We start from the raw sequence: 19050 nt of genomic DNA on the forward strand, positions 1-19050 counted from the left end.
CACACCCTTCTCGAAGGGAGCACATCTTCATATGTCCGTCATTGACAGCGCCGAGTCACCGCACATCGCCCACCGCGACAACCACACCCACCGTGATGTGAACGGCGGCTGGCTGCGCCCCGCCGTCTTCGGGGCCATGGACGGACTGGTCTCCAACCTGGCGCTGATGACCGGTGTGGCCGGTGGCGCCGTGGACCGGCAGACCATCGTGATCACCGGTCTCGCGGGCCTCGCGGCCGGTGCCTTCTCGATGGCCGCCGGTGAGTACACCTCCGTCGCCTCCCAGCGCGAGCTGGTCCAGGCCGAGCTGGAGGTGGAGCGGCGCGAGCTGCGCAAGCACCCGGTGGACGAGCTGGAGGAGCTGGCCGCGCTCTACGAGTCGCGCGGGGTGGAGCCGGCCCTGGCCCGTGAGGTGGCCGAGCAGCTCTCCCGCGACCCCGAGCAGGCGCTGGAGATACACGCCCGCGAGGAGCTGGGCGTGAACCCGGACGATCTGCCGTCGCCGCTGGTCGCGGCGGTGTCCTCGTTCGGCTCCTTCGCGCTGGGCGCGCTGCTGCCGGTGCTGCCGTATCTGCTGGGCGCCTCGGCGCTGTGGCCGGCCCTGCTGCTGGCGCTGATCGGGCTCTTCGGATGCGGTGCGGTGGTGGCGCGGGTGACCGCCCGGAGCTGGTGGTACAGCGGGCTGCGGCAGCTGGCGCTGGGTGGCGCGGCGGCGGGTGTGACCTATGCCCTGGGCGCTTTCTTCGGAACGGCCGTAGGATGACGGTCATACGGTGAGCCGCATAATCACGCCGTTACTCCTCGGTTTCGATCCTTTTACGGGCGGGCATAAGCCCGAAGCGCTTGGGCAGTGTCGCCCGATCCGCGCCATGGCGACGCCGGTCGCCCCATCCCCAATGCCCGTACTGCCTTACCTCACCCCACCCCTGGGGTGTCCGCATGATGAAACGGAACTTCCGCTTCCTGAGATTCACCCCATCATGTAACCTGCACGAAATTCTCGCGGAGGGCCAACGTCGTCCCTCGGCACACGCAAAATGCCATGACGACGACGGGAGAGCCGATGCGTTCCGCATCCCACCCTGCCCGCCAAGGGATGTACGACCCGCGCAATGAGCACGACGCCTGTGGCGTCGGCTTCGTGGCGACCCTCACCGGCGAGGCCAGCCACGAGCTCGTGGAGCAGGCTCTCACCGTGCTGAGGAACCTCGAGCACCGCGGCGCCACCGGTTCCGAGCCCGACTCCGGCGATGGCGCGGGCATCCTCGTCCAGGTTCCGGACGCCTTCCTGCGGGCCAGTGTGACCGGCTTCGAGCTGCCCGAAGCCGGTGCCTACGCGGTGGGCATCGCGTTCCTCCCGGAGGGTGAGGCCGAGGGTGCGGCCGCCGCGGAGCACATCGAGCGGCTCGCCGCCGAGGAGGACCTGACCGTCCTCGGCTGGCGCGAGGTGCCCGTCGCCCCCGAGCTGCTGGGCAACGGGGCCCGGACCACCATGCCCGCCTTCCGCCAGCTCTTCGTCACCGACGGCACCAGCACCGGCGTGGCCCTGGACCGCAAGGCGTTCATGCTGCGCAAGCGCGCCGAGCGCGAGGCGGGGGTCTACTTCCCCTCGCTGTCCGCGCGCACCCTGGTCTACAAGGGCATGCTGACCACCGGTCAGCTGGAGCCGTTCTTCCCGGACCTCTCCGACCGCCGCTTCGCCACCGCCGTCGCGCTGGTCCACTCCCGGTTCTCCACCAACACCTTCCCGAGCTGGCCGCTGGCCCACCCGTACCGCTTCGTCGCCCACAACGGTGAGATCAACACCGTCCAGGGCAACCGCAACTGGATGCGCGCCCGGGAGTCCCAGCTGGTCAGCGACCTGTTCGGGGAGAAGGGCCTGGAGCGGATCTTCCCCGTCTGCACCCCGGACGCCTCCGACTCGGCGACCTTCGACGAGGTCCTGGAGCTGCTCCACCTCGGTGGCCGCTCGCTGCCGCACTCGGTGCTGATGATGGTCCCCGAGGCGTGGGAGAACCACCCCTCCATGGACCCGGCCCGGCGCGCCTTCTACCAGTACCACTCCACGATGATGGAGCCCTGGGACGGCCCGGCCTGCGTCACCTTCACCGACGGCGTCCAGGTCGGCGCCGTACTGGACCGCAACGGTCTGCGGCCCGGGCGCTACTGGGTCACCGACGACGGTCTGGTCGTGCTCTCCTCCGAGGTCGGCGTCCTGGACATCGACCCGGCCAAGGTGGTCCGCAAGGGCCGGCTCCAGCCGGGCCGGATGTTCCTGGTCGACACCGCCGAGCACCGCATCATCGAGGACCACGAGATCAAGGCCGAGCTGGCCGCCGAGCAGCCGTACGGCGAGTGGCTCGAGGCCGGTCTGATCGACCTGGCCGACCTCCCCGAGCGTGAGCACATCGTGCACACCCACGCCTCGGTCACCCGCCGTCAGCAGACCTTCGGGTACACCGAGGAGGAGCTGCGCGTCCTGCTCGCGCCGATGGCCAAGGCCGGCGCCGAGCCGATCGGCTCGATGGGCACCGACTCGCCGATCGCCGCCCTCTCCGAGCGGCCGCGGCTGCTGTTCGACTACTTCACCCAGCTGTTCGCGCAGGTCACCAACCCGCCGCTGGACGCGATCCGCGAGGAGCTGGTCACCTCGCTGATCTCCTCGCTGGGCCCGCAGGGCAATCTGCTGGAGCCGACCTCGGCCTCCTGCCGCAGCGTCACCCTGCCCTTCCCGGTGATCGACAACGATGAGCTGGCCAAGCTCATCCACATCAACGCCGACGGGGACATGCCGGGCCTCAAGGCGGCGAACCTCTCGGGCCTGTACCGGGTCGGTGGCGGCGGTCAGGCGCTCGCCGCCCGGCTGGACGAGATCTGCGCCGAGGCCGACCGCGCCATCGAGGACGGCGCCCGGCTGATCGTGCTCTCCGACCGCCACTCGGACGCCGAGCACGCCCCGATCCCCTCGCTGCTGCTCACCTCCGCGGTCCACCACCACCTCATCGGCACCAAGCAGCGCACCGAGGTGGGGCTGCTGGTCGAGGCGGGCGACGTCCGCGAGGTGCACCATGTCGCGCTGCTGATCGGCTACGGAGCCGCGGCCGTCAACCCGTACCTGGCCATGGAGTCGGTCGAGGACCTGGTCCGGGCCGGCACCTTCCTGCCCGGTGTCGAGGCCGAGACCGCGATCAAGAACCTCATCAAGGCGCTCGGCAAGGGCGTCCTGAAGGTCATGTCCAAGATGGGCATCTCGACCGTGGCCTCCTACCGGGGCGCGCAGGTCTTCGAGGCCGTCGGCCTGGACGAGTCCTTCGTGGACGCCTACTTCCACGGCACCGCCACCAAGATCGGCGGCGCGGGCCTGGATGTCGTCGCCAAGGAGGTGGCCGCCCGCCACGCCAAGGCGTACCCCGCCTCCGGCGTCCCCTCCGCCCACCGCACGCTGGAGATCGGCGGCGAGTACCAGTGGCGCCGCGAGGGCGAGCCGCACCTCTTCGACCCCGAGACGGTCTTCCGGCTCCAGCACTCCACCCGGTCGCGCCGCTACGACATCTTCAAGAAGTACACCGAGCGGGTGAACGAGCAGTCCGAGCGGCTGATGACGCTGCGCGGTCTGTTCTCCTTCAAGGGCGAGCGCCACTCGATCCCGATCGAGGAGGTCGAGCCGGTCAGCGAGATCGTCAAGCGGTTCTCCACCGGCGCCATGTCGTACGGCTCCATCTCCCAGGAGGCGCACGAGACCCTCGCCATCGCCATGAACCAGCTGGGCGGAAAGTCCAACACCGGTGAGGGCGGCGAGGACTCCGACCGGCTGCACGACCCCGCCCGGCGCTCCTCGATCAAGCAGGTGGCCTCCGGCCGCTTCGGCGTGACCAGCGAATACCTGGTCAACTCCGATGACATCCAGATCAAGATGGCGCAGGGCGCCAAGCCCGGCGAGGGCGGCCAGCTGCCCGGCCACAAGGTCTACCCGTGGGTGGCCAAGACCCGGCACTCCACCCCGGGCGTCGGTCTGATCTCCCCGCCGCCGCACCACGACATCTACTCGATCGAGGATCTCGCCCAGCTGATCCACGATCTGAAGAACGCCAACCCGCGGGCCCGGATCCACGTCAAGCTGGTCTCCGAGGTCGGCGTCGGCACGGTGGCCGCGGGCGTCTCCAAGGCCCACGCCGATGTGGTGCTGATCTCCGGCCACGACGGCGGCACCGGCGCCTCGCCGCTCACCTCGCTCAAGCACGCGGGCGGCCCCTGGGAGCTCGGCCTCGCCGAGACCCAGCAGACGCTGCTGCTCAACGGGTTGCGCGACCGCATCGTGGTGCAGACCGACGGCCAGCTGAAGACCGGCCGTGACGTGGTGATCGCCGCGCTGCTCGGCGCCGAGGAGTTCGGCTTCGCCACCGCGCCGCTGGTGGTCTCCGGCTGCGTCATGATGCGCGTCTGCCACCTGGACACCTGCCCGGTCGGCATCGCCACCCAGAACCCGGTGCTGCGCGAGCGCTACAGCGGCAAGGCCGAGTTCGTGGTGAACTTCTTCCAGTTCATCGCCGAGGAGGTCCGCGAGCTCCTCGCCGAGCTGGGCTTCCGCTCCCTGGAGGAGGCCATCGGCCGCGCCGAGCTGCTGGACACCGCCCGCGCCGTCCAGCACTGGAAGGCGCAGGGCCTGGACCTCGCCCCGCTGCTGTACGTGCCCGAGCTGCCCGAGGGCGCCGTCCGCCACCAGGCGATCGAGCAGGACCACGGGCTGGCCAAGGCGCTCGACAACCAGCTGATCAAGCTGGCGGCCGACGCGCTGAACGCCGAGAGCGCCGAGGCCGCCGAGCCGGTCCGGGCCCAGGTCGCGATCCGCAATATCAACCGGACCGTCGGCACCATGCTCGGCCATGAGGTGACCCGTACGTTCGGTGGCGAGGGCCTGCCCGAGGACACCATCGACATCACCTTCACCGGCTCGGCCGGTCAGTCCTTCGGCGCGTTCCTGCCCCGCGGTGTCACGCTGCGGCTCGAGGGCGACGCCAACGACTACGTCGGCAAGGGCCTCTCCGGCGGCCGCGTGATCGTCCGCCCGGACCGGGGCGCGGACCACCTCGCCGAGTACTCGACGATCGCGGGCAACACCCTCGCGTACGGCGCGACCGGCGGCGAGATGTTCCTGCGCGGCCGGGTCGGCGAGCGGTTCTGCGTCCGCAACTCCGGCGCCACGGTCGTCTCCGAGGGCGTGGGCGACCACGGCTGTGAGTACATGACCGGTGGCCACGCGGTCGTCCTCGGCCGCACCGGCCGTAACTTCGCGGCCGGGATGTCCGGCGGCATCGCCTATGTGATCGACCTCGACCCGGACAACGTCAACGTCGATCTGCGGGACGCCGTCGGCGCGCTGGACGACACCGACCAGCGGTGGCTGCACGACGCGGTGCGCCGCCACCACGAGGAGACCGGCTCCACCGTCGCGGGCGCGCTGCTCGACGACTGGGAGACCGCCCGCACCCGCTTCAGCAAGATCATCCCCGCTACGTACCAGGCCGTGCTCGCCGCCAAGGACGCCGCCGAGCGTGCCGGGCTCTCCGAGTCCGAGACCCACGAGAAGATGATGGAGGCGGCGATCAATGGCTGACCCCAAGGGCTTCCTGAGCACTGACCGCGAGGTCGCCGAGACCCGCCCGGTGGAGACGCGCGTCAAGGACTGGAACGAGGTCTACGTCCCCGGTTCGCTGCTGCCGATCATCAGCAAGCAGGCCGGCCGGTGCATGGACTGCGGCATCCCGTTCTGCCACAACGGCTGTCCGCTCGGAAACCTCATCCCCGAGTGGAACGACTACGCCTACCGGGAGGACTGGCGCGAGGCCAGCGAGCGGCTGCACGCGACCAACAACTTCCCCGAGTTCACCGGGCGGCTGTGCCCCGCCCCGTGCGAGTCGGCCTGTGTGCTCGGCATCAACCAGCCGGCGGTGACCATCAAGAACGTCGAGGTCACCATCATCGACAAGGCGTGGGACTCCGGTGACGTCACCCCGCAGCCGCCCGAGCGGCTCAGCGGCAAGACCGTCGCCGTGATCGGCTCGGGTCCGGCGGGCCTGGCCGCCGCCCAGCAGCTCACCCGGGCCGGTCACACGGTCGCCGTCTATGAGCGGGCCGACCGCATCGGCGGGCTGCTGCGCTACGGCATCCCCGAGTTCAAGATGGAGAAGCGGCACATCAACCGCCGTATCGAGCAGATGCGCGCGGAGGGCACCAAGTTCCGCACCGAGACCGAGATCGGCCGCGACATCGACGCCGCCAAGCTGCGCAAGCGGTACGACGCCGTGGTCATCGCGGCCGGCGCCACCACCTCGCGCGACCTGCCGGCCCCGGGCCGGGAGCTGAACGGCATCCACTTCGCGATGGAGTACCTGCCGCTCGCCAACAAGGTGCAGGAGGGCGACCTCACCACGGCGCCCATCACCGCCGAGGGCAAGCACGTCGTGGTCATCGGCGGCGGCGACACCGGCGCGGACTGCGTCGGCACCGCCCACCGGCAGGGCGCCGCCTCCGTCACCCAGCTGGAGATCATGCCCCGGCCGGGCGAGGAGCGGCACGCGGGCCAGCCCTGGCCGACCTTCCCGATGCTCTACAAGGTCACCTCGGCGCACGAGGAGGGCGGTGAGCGGATCTACTCCGTCTCCACCACCCACTTCGAGGGCGACGAGGACGGCAATGTCCAGTGGCTGCACCTGATCGAGGTGGAGTTCAAGGACGGCAAGCTGGAGCAGAAGCCGGGCACCGAGCGGAAGATCCCGGCCCAGCTGGTCACCCTCGCCATGGGCTTCACCGGCACCGACCAGAAGAACGGCCTGGTCGAGCAGTTCGGCCTGGAGCTGGACGAGCGCGGCAACATCGCGCGCGATGCCGACTTCGCCACCAATGTGCCGGGTGTCTTCGTGGCCGGTGACGCGGGCCGCGGCCAGTCGCTGATCGTCTGGGCCATCGCCGAGGGCCGCTCCGCGGCGCGCGGGGTGGACCGCTATCTGGCCGGGGCCAGCGAACTGCCCGCCCCGATCCGCCCCACCGACCGGGCCCTCATGGTCTGACCCGGTCCTCCCGGCTTTCCCGGATCTCCGCCCGTACAACGGCGTACGGACCGGCCGCGCGGCGCCTTCCCCCTCCCGACCGGGGGTAGGCGCCGCGTGGCGTTTCGGCCGGCGTTCGCTCGGGTCGCTCGTTCGCTCGAGTCGCTCGTTCGCTCGGGTCGCCTGACCGCTGACCGAACCAGTTGACCAGGTCGTTTGACATTCCCTCAGACGCGTTCCACCATCATTCCACTAACTGATTAGTGAAAGGGTGGTGAAGCGGGTGGTCGAGTACCGCATCGACCGGCGCAGTGGCATCGCCACCTATCTGCAGATCGTCCAGCAGACCAAGCAGGCGCTCCGCCTCGGACTGCTGGAGCCCGGGGACCGGCTGCCCACGGCCAAGGAGGTCGTCGCGGCCACCGCCATCAACCCCAACACCGTCCTGAAGGCGTACCGCGAGCTGGAGCGCGAAGGGCTGGTCGAGCCCCGGCCGGGCCTCGGCACCTTCGTCCGCCGGTCGCTGGCACGGCCCGGCGCCGCCGCGGACTCACCGCTGCGCGCGGAGCTCGCCGACTGGACCGACCGGGCCCGCGCCGCCGGGCTCGACCGCGAGGACGTGACGGCGCTGGTGGCCTCCGTCCTCGAAGAGCGCTTCGGCAAGACCGCCGCCCCCGGCGAGCGTGGACACGAGGAGAACGGGTGACCGACGAGATCGACGCGTCCGGCGCGCTGGAGGCGTCCGGGCTGGGCAAGAAGTACCGACGCGGCTGGGCCCTGAGAGATGTCGCCTTCCGGCTGCCCGCCGGGCGGATCTGCGCCCTGGTGGGCCCCAACGGCTCCGGCAAGAGCACCCTGCTGTCCCTCGCCGCCGGTCTGCTGACCCCGACCACCGGCACCCTGCGGGTCTTCGGCCGGCCCGCCTCCGACCCCGGCATCCGCGAGCGCATCGCCTTCGTCGCCCAGGACAAGCCGCTCTACCCGCGCTTCTCCGTGGCCGACACCCTGCGCCTGGGCCGGGAGCTCAACCCCCGCTGGGACCAGAAGGCCGCCGAACAGGTGGTGGCGGAGGCCGATGTGCCGCTGTCCGCCCGCGTCGGCTCGCTCTCCGGTGGCCAGCGCACCTGTGTGGCCCTCGCCCTCGCCCTCGGCAAGCGCGCCGATCTGCTGCTCCTGGACGAGCCGATGGCCGACCAGGACCCGCTGCGCCGCCGCCGGATGATGGGCGCCCTGATGGCCGAGGCCGCCGAGCGCGGCACCGGCGTGGTCATCTCCACCCATGTGCTCGCCGAACTCGACGGCGTCTGCGACTACCTGCTGCTGATGGGCGGCGGCCGGATTCGCCTGGCGGGCGAGGCGGACACCATCCAGGCCGCCCACCGCCTGGTCACCGGCCCGAGCGCGACCGGCGGCGGAACACCGGAGGCGCTCGCCCGCCACACCGTGGTCGAGACCCGTACGACGGGCCGTCAGCTCACCGCCCTGATACGCCCGGAGGGCACCCCGGCCGGGGACGGCTGGATCGTCACCGAACCCTCCCTCGAGGACGTCCTGCTCGGCTATCTGGGCGCTCCCGACGCCCCGCCGATGTTCACGGCCGAAGCGCGCGCGACCGTTACGGAGGTAGGGGCATGAGCTCGATCGGCATACGGATCCGGGTGCCCGGCGCACGGCTCCGCGCCCGAGGTCTGGTGTGGCTGGTGGCGCGCCAGCACCGCGCCGCCCTGTGGGCGGGCCTGGCCGTGGTCGTGGCGATCGCCGCGTACATCGTCTGGCAACGCGCCGAGATGGTCGGCTATATGCGGGCGCACGACATCCTGGGCTGCGCGGACTGGGACGCGGAAGCGCTCTGCCACGGCAGGGAGATCAGCCCCCAGGAGGGGACCAACCCGACGGCCGAAGCGTTCCGCCACCTCATGGACACCTACCGCACACCGCTGCTCAACACCGGACGGCTGCTCATCGCGCTGCCCGTGCTGATCGGCGTCTTCGTCGGCGCGCCGCTGTTCGCCCGGGAGCTGGAGACGGGCACCCACCAGGTGGTGTGGACCCAGTCCGTCGGCAGGACCCGCTGGCTCATCGCCAAACTCGCGCTCCCGCTCGTCGCCGTCACGGCGGGCACCGCGGTCCTCGCGGTCCTCTACACCTGGTGGTGGCGGGCGGCCCGGATCCAGTTCCAGGACATCGCCTGGGGCACCGCCGTACCGTTCGACGCGACCGGCCCGGCGGCGGTCGCCCTCGCCCCGCTGTCCTTCCTCCTCGGCGCCGCGGCCGGGCTGCTGCTGCGGCGCACCGTGCCCGCCATGGTGGTCACGCTGGGGGCCACCGCCGGTGTCCAGTACGGGCTGGACGCCCTGCGTCCCCATCTGATGACGCCACGGACGATCGTCTCCGCCCTCTCCGAGGACACCTCCCCTCAGGTCTACGTCAACGCGTGGCGTGGCATGGGCAACGGCTATCTGAGCCGGTCCGGGGCGAAGATCCCCCTGGACAGCTGCTCGTCCGCCACCGGCGCGCACGGCTGGGAACGCTGCTTCGCCCGGCTCGGCGCCACCAAGAGGTGGTACGAGGAGCTGCACCCGGCGAGCCACTACTGGCCCATGCAGTGGATGCAGGCCGGGATCTGCCTGGCCGCGGCCGTCGCGCTCGCCGCCCTCTGCCTGTGGTGGATCGGCCGCAGAAGGGCCTGACCGGCGCCACTTCCCTCCACCAGCAGCCCTTCCGCTCCGATCGGAGTTGCCCCTCCCATGGCCGTCTCGCCTGCCCTCGACACCGCCGGGGCTGCCCCGCGCGCCCGCCCGGCGCCCCCGGACCCGGTGTCCCGCCGCACCGGGCGTACCGGGCGCGCCGCCGTCGGGCTCGTTCCGGCCGGGCTGGCGCTGGCGCTCGGGCTGTGGGGGATCCGCCGCGAGAACAGCATGTGGCGGGACGAGTCGACGACGTATCAGGTCGCCCACCGAAGCGTCGCCGACATCTGGCATCTGCTCGGCCAGGCCGATGTCGCCCACGGTCTGTACTACCTGATCATGCATGGCGTCTTCGCCCTCTGGGACGGCGGTCTCGTCGCCCTCCGGCTCCCCTCGGTGCTGGCCATGGCCGCCGCGGCCGCCGGGGTCGGACTGCTCGGGCGGCGGCTCGCGGGGGCACGCGCCGGACTCGCCGCCGGGCTGGTCTTCCCGCTGTTCCCGGCGGTGCAGCGGTACGCACAGGAGGGGCGGTCCTACGCCCTGGTCTGCGCCGCCGTCGTCGCGGCCACGCATCTGCTGCTGAGCGCCGTGGCCAGGCCCCGCAAACGCACCTGGGCCGGATACGCCGCCGTCGCGGCGCTGGCCTGTCTGCTGCACGAGTTCGCGATCCTGGCCGTCGCCGCACACGGCGTCGCGCTGTACCGGGCCCGGGTGGGTGCGCGCTTCGGCTGGGCGTGGGGGCAGTCGGCCTCCGTGGTGGCCCTGGTGCTGGCGCCGCTGGTGATCGTCAGTCAGCAGCAGGCGGCGCTGGTCGGCTGGATCTCCCCGCCGGGCCCGCCCGAACTGCTCGGCTTCGGCGTCATCGCCCTGGCGGGCCTCGGCTGCGCCCGGGGACCGCTGCCCGCGCACGGGCCCGTCCCGCTGCGCGACCTCGCGCTCGCGCTGCTGATCCTGCCCCCGGCCGCGCTGCTGGCGGTGTCGTATCTCCATCCGCTCTACGTCGACCGGTATGTGCTCTACGCCTACGCCGGTCTCGCGCTGCTGATCGGGGCCCGGCTGGACGCGCTGTCGCGCACCGTCGCCGCCCCCCGCGCGCTGGCCGGAGGGCTGGCGGTGGCCACCGTGGCGGCCCTGCTGCCGTACTCCCTCCAGCTGCGGACCCCGGAGAGCCGGCTCGACGACCCCCTCGCGGCCGCACGCTCCGTACGGGAGCTGAGCCGGCCCGGCGACGGGGTGCTCTTCCTGCCCGCCCGGCGCCGGGAGCCGATCATGTCCAGCCCGGGGGACTTCCGGGGCCTGCGGGAGCTGGCGCTGGCCCGGCCCGCGATCCCCTCGGGCACGCTGCACGGCATCGAGCTGCCCGCACCGCTGATCAGGGCCCGGATGCTGACGGCCGGGCGGATCGTGACGGTGAACGACCCGCCCGGCCAGCCGCTGGACGACACCCCTCAGGAGCGGATGAAACGGGAGGTGCTCGCGGAACACTTCCACCGATGCGCCGTCAGGGATGTCACCGGGATGCGGATCGTGCTCTACGGGCGCGCGGGGAAGTGCTGAACACTGCCGGGCGCGGTCAGCCCTCGTGCTCCACCAGCCGGGCCGGGAAGCCGCCCGTGGCGACCGGGCCCCAGCGCTCGGGGGTGACCCGGATCAGCGACTTGCCCTGCTTGCGCATCGCCTCGCGGTACTCGTCCCAGTCCGGGTGCTCGCCCGCGATATTGCGGTAGTACTCGACCAGCGGCTCGACGGACTCCGGGGTGTCGATCACCTCGGCGGTGCCGTCGATCTGCACCCACGGGCCGTTCCATTCGTCGGACAGCACGACGAGGCTCACGGCGGGGTCGCGCTTGGCGTTGCGCACCTTGGCGCGCTCGGGGTAAGTGGACATGACGATCCGGCCGGAGTCGTCGACTCCGCAGGTCAGCGGGGACGCCTGGGGCGAGCCATCCGTCCGGCGGGTCATCAGCAGCGCACGGTGGCGCGGGCGTACGAACTCCAGCAGCTCGTCGAGGCCGACTTGGGTGTTGGTGGCGATGGAGGGGCTCATGCAGGCGAGCGTACGACGTCGAGCGCACTCCAAGGCCGTAGGGCCACGGCCCGGCCCGGCGTCAGGTGTCAGGTGTCAGGTGTCAGGTGTCGCACTCCAGCACCGTACGGCACAGCCCGCAGCGGGCCCGCAGCCGCCCGCGTACCGGGACCCGGATGCGCTGACGGCAGGTCGGGCAGGGGAAGGAGACGCTCAGCGGAGGGCCCGCGTCGAAGGCGTAGTCGCCTCCGGTGGGGGAGGGATGGCCGGACTGGGCCGACCGGCGGTCCTTGGCGTAGCGGCGGCGGCCGGTCCAGCCGGCCGCGGTGAGCGGCGGCCGGGCCTGTTCGCGGCGGGCCAGCTCCAGCCCCTTGGCGTACGCCTCGTACGCCTGCGGAGAGGTGAACCAGGGGGAGGGGTCCTCAGCGAAGAGCAGCGCCCGCATGGCCAGGACGTAGCCGAACTCCTCCGGCGTCAGATAGCCCAGTTTCTGGCTGGAAACCGAGTCCTGGCGGTAGGCGTCGAGCAGCAACCAGCCCGTGCCGAGATAGGCGGCTGTGGTGTCGGTGAGGATTTCGTTGTCGCGTGTGCCGGGGAACGACAGGTCCAGGCGGTGCAGATACACATGCGTGACCTCGTGGGCCAGGGCCGCGCCGATGTCCCTGCGGTGGGTCTTGAAGCGGGAGTTGAGCTCGATGAAGTACTCCGGGCCCGCGGCCAGCTCCACGTTTCCCGCGTGCCGCATCTCCCGGAAGCTCACGATCATCCGGGCGTCCGGCAGCCGCAGGTGCTGCACCATGACCCGGGCCACCCGCTGTACGCCCAGGTAGAGGTCGTCCTGGTCGGCGAAGGCCACATCGCCGGGGACCACGCTGAGCCCGAAGGTGTCCACCGTGTCGCGGGACAGTCGGTGGTAGAGCGCGGTGATCGCGGCCCGGACGGTGTCCAGGTGGGGATAGCCGTGCTCGATGTCGCTGCCCGGTGCCGCCACGCCGTCACCCCGTGCCCGTCGCCAGCCGTGCGCCCTGTCTCACATCAACCTTACGGTCGTTCGGCGGGGCAGTGGGTAGGCCGCGCTGGCTGGAAACCGACCCTTGTCACCCCGTTCACCCGGTCCACATAATCACAGGGCGTTTTACCGGCTCATCCACGGGATTTCGGAGAGGTTTCCGGATTTTTGTCACGTGGCGGAGCCGCGAATCGATGCTTGGCATGAGCCTGACATGCCTCGAACCCCCCACGAAAGGACAGTCCGTTGCGGAACACGCTGAAGCACATCAAGAGAGCCTCGGCCCTCGGCGCGGTCGCCCTCACCGCCTTCAGCCTCACCCCCGGCAGCGCCAACGCCCAGCCCACCGGCCCCGAGCCGAGCCCCTCCGTGGTCGGCGGCACCCGCGCCGCGCAGGGCGAATTCCCCTTCATGGTCCGGCTCTCCATGGGCTGTGGCGGCGCCCTCTACACCCAGGACATAGTCCTCACCGCCGCCCACTGTGTGGACGGCTCCGGCGCCAACACCTCCATCACGGCCACCGCGGGCGTCGTGGACCTCCAGAGCTCGAGCGCCGTCAAGGTCAAGTCCACCCGGGTGCTCCAGGCCCCCGGCTACAACGGCACCGGCAAGGACTGGGCGCTCATCAAGCTCGCCAAGCCGATCAACCAGCCCACCCTGAAGATCGCCGAGACCACGGCGTACAACAAGGGCGACTTCACCGTGGCCGGCTGGGGCGCCGCGGTCGAGGGCGGCGGCCAGCAGCGCTACCTGCTGAAGGCCAGCGTGCCGTTCGTCGACGACGCCACCTGCAAGTCCGCCTACGACGAGCTCGTCACCGGCGAGGAGATCTGCGCCGGGAAGATGGCCGAGGGCGGCGTGGACACCTGCCAGGGCGACTCCGGCGGCCCCATGTTCCGCAAGGACGACAGCGGCCAGTGGATCCAGGTCGGCATCGTCAGCTGGGGCGAGGGCTGCGCACGGCCCGGTAAGCCCGGCGTCTACACCGAGGTGAGCACCTTCGCCAAGGACATCAAGGCGGGCGCCACCCAGCTCGGCGGCTGACCCCTCCTCAGCATCGCCTTCGACGGGAACTGACCGGGGCCCGGCCACCGTGCCGGCCCCGGTCAGCCGTATGGGTTCCCGTACGAGCTCCATCAGCTGAACTCCATCAGCTGAGCTCCCTCAGCGTCACCGTCAGCTCGGTTCCGTCTGTCCGTAGCAGATGCAGAACGGGTGCCCGGCCGGATCGTTGAAGACCCGGAACCCCGAACGCTCCCCGCCGCTGTCGTGCAGGAACGTCGCCCCGAGCTCGATCAGCTCCCGCTGCGCCCGCTCCGCGTCCGCGCGCGTCTCCACGTCGAAGTCCAGATGGATCTGCTGCGGGTGGGCCGGGTCCGGCCAGCGCGGCGGCTGGTGGTCCGGCGCCAGCTGAAAGGCCAGCTTACGGCCGTCCTCGGCCGTCAGGGTCGCCCACTCGGGATCGCTGCCGTCCACCCGCCAGCCCAGGATCTCGCCGTAGAAGGCGGCCAGCGCGGCGGGGTCGGGACAGTCGATGACGGTGCACTGAAGCGTCGCGATCATGTCGGGACCCTAGCCCGGAACGACTCCCTCCGGAGCGGGCCCGCAGACGAAAGCCGGGCCGGAAGCCGTGGGCAAGCCGGGCCGGAGGCCACCGGGAAAGTCGGGTCGGAAGTGGAACCTCTCCCCGCCCAGGCGACTCCTCCACGGTGGAGGCGCCGTATTCGGCAGCGGCCCTCCACCAACGACCGCCCCGCCCCCTTCCGCGCCCCCGTGGGCCGGACCCCAAACCCCCCACAGGGGTCGGGGCGGTCCGGGGCCGACCGAGGGCAGGCCCCGGACGCGGCCGACGCGGGCCGAAGCACCCCGGGCGGAACCGGGCCCCGGGGAAAAGTACTCTCGGGAGGCATGACGCACAGCATGAGCGACCACACCGCCGGACAGCCGGCGACGCCGGGAGACCCCGAGGGGATCGACCCGTCCGTCCTCGACGAGCTGACCCGGTTGCGCGACAGCATCGACAACATCGACGCGGCCGTGGTCCATATGCTCGCCGAGCGCTTCAAGTGCACCCAGCAGGTCGGCCACCTCAAGGCCGCCCACCGGCTCCCCCCGGCCGATCCGACCCGTGAGGCGCGCCAGATCACCCGGCTGCGGCAGCTCGCCGAGAGCGCCAAGCTCGACCCCGCCTTCGCCGAGAAGCTGCTCAACTTCATCATCGCCGAGGTCATCCGGCACCACGAGACCATCGCGCGGTCCGACAACGGCACCGAGGGGCCCGAGGGCGCACTCCGGTAGTGCGCCCGGGCGACTGTCCGCCCCGGGCAACCACTTCCCACCCGTGTCCGGCCCGCCGCACGTAGGGCAGCATGTCCCCATGTCCGTACTGACGCGCGAGGAAGCGCAGCACCGAGCCCGCCTCATCGAGGTCCACCGCTACACCATCGACCTCGACCTCACCCGCGGGGAGGAGCTCTTCGGCTCCGTCACGACCATCCGCTTCAGCGCGCGCCAGGCGGGCGCGGACACCTTCGCCGAGCTCCAGCCGGCGGCCCTCCACCGCGCCGTGCTCGACGGCCGGGAACTGGACCTCACCGGTGAGACCGCCGAGGCGCTCGCGGGCGGCCGGCTCCCGCTCACCGGGCTCACCGCGGGCGAGCACGAGCTGCGCGTCGAGACCGACATGCGCTACTCCCACACCGGCGAGGGCATGCACCGCTTCACCGACCCGGCCGACGGTGAGACGTACCTCTACACCATGTGCTGCATGTCGGACGCGAACGACGTCTTCACCGCGTTCGACCAGCCCGACCTCAAGGCCGTCTTCGACGTCCGCGTCACCGCCCCGCCCGAGTGGACCGTCCTCGGCAACGGCGTCGCCACCCGCGTCGGCGCCCCCGGGGAGGGCCGCTGGCAGCTCGCGCCCACCCCGCCCATCAGCACCTATCTGATGGCGCTGGCCGCCGGCCCGTACCACTCGGTGCGCACCGAGCACGCCGGACTCCCCTTCGGGCTGCATGTCCGCCGTTCCCTCGCGCCCTATCTCGAGGCCGACGCCGACGAGCTCTTCGACATCACCCGGCGCTGCTTCGACCGCTACCACGAGATCTTCGAGGAGCCGTACCCCTTCGACTCCTACGACCAGGCGTTCGTCCCCGAGTTCAACTCCGGCGCCATGGAGAACCCGGGCCTGGTCACCTTCCGCGACGAATTCGTCTTCCGCTCCGCCGTCACCGACGCCGAGCGCCAGACCCGCGCCATGGTCATCGCCCACGAGATGGCCCATATGTGGTTCGGCGACCTCGTCACCATGAAGTGGTGGGACGACATCTGGCTGAACGAGTCCTTCGCCGAGTACATGGGCTACCAGATCCTCACCGAGACCACCCGCTACACCGACACCTGGGCCGACTTCGGCGTCCGCCGCAAGAACTGGGGCTACGACGCCGACCAGCGCCCCTCCACCCACCCGGTCGCGCCCGCGCCCGAGCTGGTCCCCGACACCGCCGCCGCCCGCCTCAACTTCGACGGCATCTCCTACGCCAAGGGCGCCTCCGCGCTGCGTCAGCTCGTCACCTGGCTCGGCGAGAAGACCTTCCTCGACGGCATCAACGACCACTTCACCCGGCACCGCTTCGGCAACGCCACCCTCGCCGACTTCATCGACTCGCTCGCCCGCTCCTCCGGCCGTGACGTCCACGCCTGGGCCGACCGCTGGCTGCGCACCACCGGTGTCGACACCCTCGCGCCGGTCGTCACCGCCAACGGCGACCGGTGGAGCGCCGAGATCCGCCACCAGGGCGGCGGCCCGGACGGGGACCTCCCCACCCGGCGCCCGCACCGCATCGCGATCGGCCTGTACGACCACGCGCCCGCCGCCCCGCACCAGCTGGTCCTGCGCGAGCGCGTCGAGGCCGAGCTCGACGGCGCCGAGCCCGGCCTCAGCCTCTCCTTCACCGGCCCCCGCCCCGATCTGCTGCTGCTGAACGACGGCGACCTCACCTACACCAAGATCCGGCTCGACCCCGCCTCCTGGAAGGCCGTCCACCGCTCGCTGTCCGGCCTCCCCGACGCCGTCAGCCGCGCCGTGGTCTGGAACGCCGCCCGCGACATGGTGCGCGACGGCGACCTGCCCGCCACCGACTACCTCGAGGCCGCCCGCGCGCATCTGCCGCACGAGACCGACATAGCGATCGTCCAGGGCGTCCTCGCCTTCGCCCGTACCCAGATCGCCGACCGCTACCTCCCCGCCGAGTGGCGCCCCGCCGCCCTGGCCACCATCAGCGCCACCTGCCGCGATCTGCTGCGCCGCACCGAGGACGGCTCCGGGGACGGGCTGCGGCTCGCCGCCGTCCGTACGTTCATCGGCAGCGCCACCGCGCCCGCCGAGCTCAGCGACTGGCTCGACGGCGACACCGTCCCCGGCGGCCCCGCCCTCGACCCCGAGCTGCGCTGGCAGATCCTCGGCCGCCTCGCCGTCCTCGGCGCCGTCGGCCCCGCCGACATCGACGCCGAACGCGCCCGCGACTCCAGCGCCACCGGCCAGGAGGGCGCCGCCCGCTGCCGGGCCGCCCTGCCGGACGCCGCCGCGAAGGAGGCCGCGTGGCAGACCCTCTTCGGGGACGGGGAGGACGACCGGCACACCGACGGCCAGGGAGCCGACGGTCAGGGGGCCGACGGCCAGAGGGCCGAGCTCTCCAACTACCTGGTCACCGCGACCGTCGCGGGCTTCTGGCAGCCTGAGCACCACGACGTCCTCGCCGACTACGTGCCGCGCTACTTCCCGGCCGCCGTCGCGCTCGGCGCCCGCCGGGGCCCCGCCATCGCCGACACCGTCGCCCGCTTCGGCTTCCCGAGCACCGTGGACGCCGAAACCCTGCGCCTGGGCGAGGAGTGCCTCGCCTCCCCCGACGCCGTACCCGCCCTCCACCGCCGCCTCGCCGACCAGATCGACGACCTGCGGCGCGCCCTGCGCGTACGGGAGAAGCAGGGCGGGTGACCCCGCGACGGCGGGGACGGCGAGGGCGCTCGGTCGCCCCGCCGCCCCTGCCGCGCGGTGATGGGGTGGGGGCCGGTCGGCCCGGGGTGCCGGCCGGCGGCGCGCAGTTGGGGCGGTGTCCCGGCGTGCGCGAACTTCACGTCGGCCGGCCTCCTCCGCATCGCATGACCGCCGCCGGGCTCAGGGCAGCACGCGGTAGGTCATATGCGTGACCAGGCTCGCCGACCGCGACGTCACCTGCTCCAGTCTCAGCGGCGGGACGCCCTCGAACAGCCGCGTGCCGGCGCCGAGCGTGAACGGCACGATGTGCAGCCGCAACTCGTCGATCAGACCGGCGGCGAGGTACTGGTTGACGGTGGTCGCGCCGCCATGGATCGCGACCTCGCCGTCGCCGGCCGCCGCGCGTGCCTGTGCCAGCGCCGACGCGATTCCGTCGGTGACGAAGTAGTACGTGGTGCCGCCGTCCATCGGCTGCGGCTCGCGCGCGTGGTGGGTGAGCACGAACACCGGTGCGTGGAACGGGGGGTTGCCGCCCCACCAGCCGTTCCACCGCCGATCCCATGCGCCGCGCACCGGGCCGAACATGTTGCGCCCCATGATGAACGCCGCGGCGGCGGTCATCCGGTCGACCTCGGCCCGGTTCTCGTCGGGCGTATCGAACATCCAGGCGTGCAGCTTGTCGCCGGATCCGTCGCCGCCGTCGTCGCCGAACGGCCGTTCCTCGGTCTGGTCGAGCCCGGCCGAGTACCCGTCGGCCGAGATCGTGATGTCGCAGATCACCCTGCCCGTTCGTTCGATCATCGCTCTCTCCTCCTCGTGGCGGCCTCCGTCGCCTCCGCGGTGAGCTTGCCGTCGAGCGGCGACCCGGAACAGGCATGACGCGATGCCGATCGCATCCCGGTCCGGGCACGGGGCAGACTGACGGCATGGATCGAGGAGCGCGCCGCCAGCGGATGCTGAAGGTCGACGGGGAGCGGTTCGACGTCGCCGAGCGTCCCGGCGAATCCGGGACGTACGACTTCACCTGGCTGACCGGGCCCAACCCGGGCTACGGCTTCACCACCGCTGTGCACGGAGCCGACTCCATGAGCACACCGGAACTGGAGGAGTCCGCACGGGACTTCCTCCGCCAGGTGGACCCCGAGACGGGGCACATCGAGTAACCGATCGGGCCGGACGAGGCGGCAGGCCCGGGGCGGCCCGGCCCCGTCGATCAATCCGCGGGGCCGGGCCGTACCACGTACGGGTGCACTTGACCCCGACCCCGGATCGGACCACCGGCG

General features: G+C 71.7%; 15 protein-coding genes. 11 read left to right on the top strand and 4 right to left on the bottom strand.

All coding sequences use genetic code 11. The features are described 5' to 3' along the window. Window positions 1–31: 31 nt before the first annotated feature. The 7 genes from JK364_RS24780 to JK364_RS24810 all read left to right on the top strand — a co-directional run bounded on the left by JK364_RS24780 (window position 32) and on the right by JK364_RS24810 (window position 11290). Window positions 32–763, top strand: coding sequence for a VIT1/CCC1 transporter family protein (locus tag JK364_RS24780; RefSeq protein ID WP_201853397.1), 732 nt, complete (start codon window positions 32–34; stop codon window positions 761–763). 300 nt (window positions 764–1063) lie between these two features. Beyond that, window positions 1064–5614 carry a glutamate synthase large subunit gene (gene gltB, locus JK364_RS24785; RefSeq protein WP_201853398.1) on the top strand — a complete coding sequence of 1517 codons (4551 nt, stop codon included), beginning with the start codon at window positions 1064–1066 and terminating at the stop codon, window positions 5612–5614. Continuing rightward, window positions 5607–7067, top strand: coding sequence for a glutamate synthase subunit beta (locus JK364_RS24790; RefSeq protein ID WP_201853399.1), 1461 nt, complete (start codon window positions 5607–5609; stop codon window positions 7065–7067). The genes gltB and JK364_RS24790 overlap by 8 nt, the downstream gene beginning before the upstream one ends. Before the next feature lie 262 nt (window positions 7068–7329). Continuing rightward, window positions 7330–7752, top strand: a complete 423-nt coding sequence (locus tag JK364_RS24795) for a GntR family transcriptional regulator (protein ID WP_099013411.1) — start codon at window positions 7330–7332, stop codon at window positions 7750–7752. Beyond that, complete coding sequence (locus tag JK364_RS24800) at window positions 7749–8681, top strand: ABC transporter ATP-binding protein (RefSeq protein ID WP_201853400.1); 933 nt, start codon at window positions 7749–7751, stop codon at window positions 8679–8681. The genes JK364_RS24795 and JK364_RS24800 overlap by 4 nt, the downstream gene beginning before the upstream one ends. After that, window positions 8678–9736: an ABC-2 membrane transporter-related protein gene (locus tag JK364_RS24805; protein WP_201853401.1), complete on the top strand. Its 1059-nt coding sequence runs from the start codon at window positions 8678–8680 to the stop codon at window positions 9734–9736. The genes JK364_RS24800 and JK364_RS24805 overlap by 4 nt, the downstream gene beginning before the upstream one ends. Window positions 9737–9793: 57 nt before the next feature. Next, window positions 9794–11290, top strand: a complete 1497-nt coding sequence (locus tag JK364_RS24810; RefSeq protein ID WP_201853402.1) for a glycosyltransferase family 39 protein — start codon at window positions 9794–9796, stop codon at window positions 11288–11290. Window positions 11291–11306: 16 nt separating this feature from the next. On the opposite strand, the gene JK364_RS24815 is transcribed toward JK364_RS24810, so the two are convergent. Next, window positions 11307–11780 carry a PPOX class F420-dependent oxidoreductase gene (locus JK364_RS24815; RefSeq protein ID WP_164434212.1) on the bottom strand — a complete coding sequence of 158 codons (474 nt, stop codon included), beginning with the start codon at window positions 11778–11780 and terminating at the stop codon, window positions 11307–11309. 82 nt (window positions 11781–11862) lie between these two features. Then, on the bottom strand, window positions 11863–12750 hold the full coding sequence (locus JK364_RS24820; protein WP_201853403.1) for a hypothetical protein: 888 nt from the start codon (window positions 12748–12750) through the stop codon (window positions 11863–11865). A 264-nt stretch (window positions 12751–13014) separates the two neighbouring features. On the opposite strand from JK364_RS24820, the gene JK364_RS24825 reads away from it, so the two are divergent. Next, a complete protein-coding gene (locus JK364_RS24825) occupies window positions 13015–13812 on the top strand; it encodes a S1 family peptidase (RefSeq protein WP_201853404.1) in 798 nt (265 codons plus the stop codon). A 132-nt stretch (window positions 13813–13944) separates the two neighbouring features. Here the strand turns inward: JK364_RS24825 and JK364_RS24830 are convergent, their stop codons facing one another. Continuing rightward, window positions 13945–14331 carry a VOC family protein gene (locus tag JK364_RS24830; RefSeq protein WP_201853405.1) on the bottom strand — a complete coding sequence of 129 codons (387 nt, stop codon included), beginning with the start codon at window positions 14329–14331 and terminating at the stop codon, window positions 13945–13947. A 357-nt stretch (window positions 14332–14688) separates the two neighbouring features. On the opposite strand from JK364_RS24830, the gene JK364_RS24835 reads away from it, so the two are divergent. Further along, a complete protein-coding gene (locus tag JK364_RS24835; protein ID WP_201853680.1) occupies window positions 14689–15066 on the top strand; it encodes a chorismate mutase in 378 nt (125 codons plus the stop codon). Window positions 15067–15145: 79 nt separating this feature from the next. Then, window positions 15146–17767, top strand: coding sequence for an aminopeptidase N (gene pepN / locus JK364_RS24840; RefSeq protein ID WP_201853406.1), 2622 nt, complete (start codon window positions 15146–15148; stop codon window positions 17765–17767). Window positions 17768–17947: 180 nt separating this feature from the next. Here pepN and JK364_RS24845 read toward each other — a convergent pair whose 3' ends face one another. Beyond that, a complete protein-coding gene (locus tag JK364_RS24845; protein WP_201853407.1) occupies window positions 17948–18568 on the bottom strand; it encodes a dihydrofolate reductase family protein in 621 nt (206 codons plus the stop codon). Window positions 18569–18693: 125 nt separating this feature from the next. Between JK364_RS24845 and JK364_RS24850 the strand changes: the two genes are divergently transcribed. Next, window positions 18694–18930, top strand: coding sequence for a hypothetical protein (locus tag JK364_RS24850; protein WP_201853408.1), 237 nt, complete (start codon window positions 18694–18696; stop codon window positions 18928–18930). Window positions 18931–19050: the final 120 nt, after the last annotated feature.

This window comes from Streptomyces endocoffeicus (assembly GCF_016741935.1).
In the GTDB taxonomy this organism is placed as follows: Bacteria; Actinomycetota; Actinomycetes; order Streptomycetales; family Streptomycetaceae; genus Streptomyces; species Streptomyces endocoffeicus.

What these genes read in the sequence shown, in the direction of transcription:
- pepN (WP_201853406.1), top strand. Translation starts at nt 15,146, where the DNA reads ATGTCCGTACTGACGCGCGAGGAAGCGCAGCACCGAGCCCGCCTCATC.
- JK364_RS24835 (WP_201853680.1), top strand. Translation starts at nt 14,689, where the DNA reads ATGAGCGACCACACCGCCGGACAGCCGGCGACGCCGGGAGACCCCGAG.
- gltB (WP_201853398.1), top strand. Translation starts at nt 1,064, where the DNA reads ATGCGTTCCGCATCCCACCCTGCCCGCCAAGGGATGTACGACCCGCGC.
- JK364_RS24780 (WP_201853397.1), top strand. Translation starts at nt 32, where the DNA reads ATGTCCGTCATTGACAGCGCCGAGTCACCGCACATCGCCCACCGCGAC.
- JK364_RS24805 (WP_201853401.1), top strand. Translation starts at nt 8,678, where the DNA reads ATGAGCTCGATCGGCATACGGATCCGGGTGCCCGGCGCACGGCTCCGC.
- JK364_RS24850 (WP_201853408.1), top strand. Translation starts at nt 18,694, where the DNA reads ATGGATCGAGGAGCGCGCCGCCAGCGGATGCTGAAGGTCGACGGGGAG.
- JK364_RS24845 (WP_201853407.1), bottom strand. Translation starts at nt 18,568, where the DNA reads ATGATCGAACGAACGGGCAGGGTGATCTGCGACATCACGATCTCGGCC.
- JK364_RS24830 (WP_201853405.1), bottom strand. Translation starts at nt 14,331, where the DNA reads ATGATCGCGACGCTTCAGTGCACCGTCATCGACTGTCCCGACCCCGCC.
- JK364_RS24790 (WP_201853399.1), top strand. Translation starts at nt 5,607, where the DNA reads ATGGCTGACCCCAAGGGCTTCCTGAGCACTGACCGCGAGGTCGCCGAG.
- JK364_RS24810 (WP_201853402.1), top strand. Translation starts at nt 9,794, where the DNA reads ATGGCCGTCTCGCCTGCCCTCGACACCGCCGGGGCTGCCCCGCGCGCC.
- JK364_RS24815 (WP_164434212.1), bottom strand. Translation starts at nt 11,780, where the DNA reads ATGAGCCCCTCCATCGCCACCAACACCCAAGTCGGCCTCGACGAGCTG.